Origin of the sequence: Burkholderia sp. TSV86 (assembly GCF_001522865.1) — a bacterium.
Classification (GTDB): domain Bacteria; phylum Pseudomonadota; class Gammaproteobacteria; order Burkholderiales; family Burkholderiaceae; genus Burkholderia.
Map to the genome: position 1 here is coordinate 1 of NZ_LOWB01000045.1, position 502 is coordinate 502.

Here is a 502-nt window from a genome sequence, read left to right on the forward strand (position 1 = left end):
CTGGTTCACGCGGTTCTGCACGAGCTGCGTCGCCTTGTCCGGATCGGTGCCGAGCTTGAACGTGACGGTAATCGTCAGATTGCCGCTGCTGTTCGCCTGCGACTGCATATACAGCATGCCCTCGACGCCGTTGATCTGTTCTTCCAGCGGCGATGCGACCGTCTCGGCGATCACCTTCGGGTTCGCGCCCGGATACTGCACCTTGACGAGCACCGACGGCGGCACGACGTCCGGATACTCGGAGATCGGCAATAGGAATATCGCGATCAGCCCGGCGAGCAGAATGACGACCGACAGCACGCCTGCGAAGATCGGCCGGTCGATGAAAATTTTGGATGGGTTCATCGAGTCGTTTACTTGGACTGGATTGTGCATAGCTGCGCGATCACGAGTTCGCGCGCTTCGCCGTTTCTTTTTCGTCAACCGCCGCCGCATCGTCGCCGCCCGTCATCGGCACGAGATGCGCCTTCACCCGCTCGCCGGGCCGCACACGCTGCGTGCC

1 protein-coding gene is annotated in these 502 nt (G+C 61.8%); it reads right to left on the reverse strand.

What is annotated here, in order from left to right; all coding sequences use genetic code 11:
• On the reverse strand, positions 1-345 hold a 345-nt coding region (locus WS68_RS07750), incomplete at its 3' end, for an efflux RND transporter permease subunit (RefSeq protein WP_197419553.1).
• Positions 346-502 lie beyond the last annotated feature (157 nt).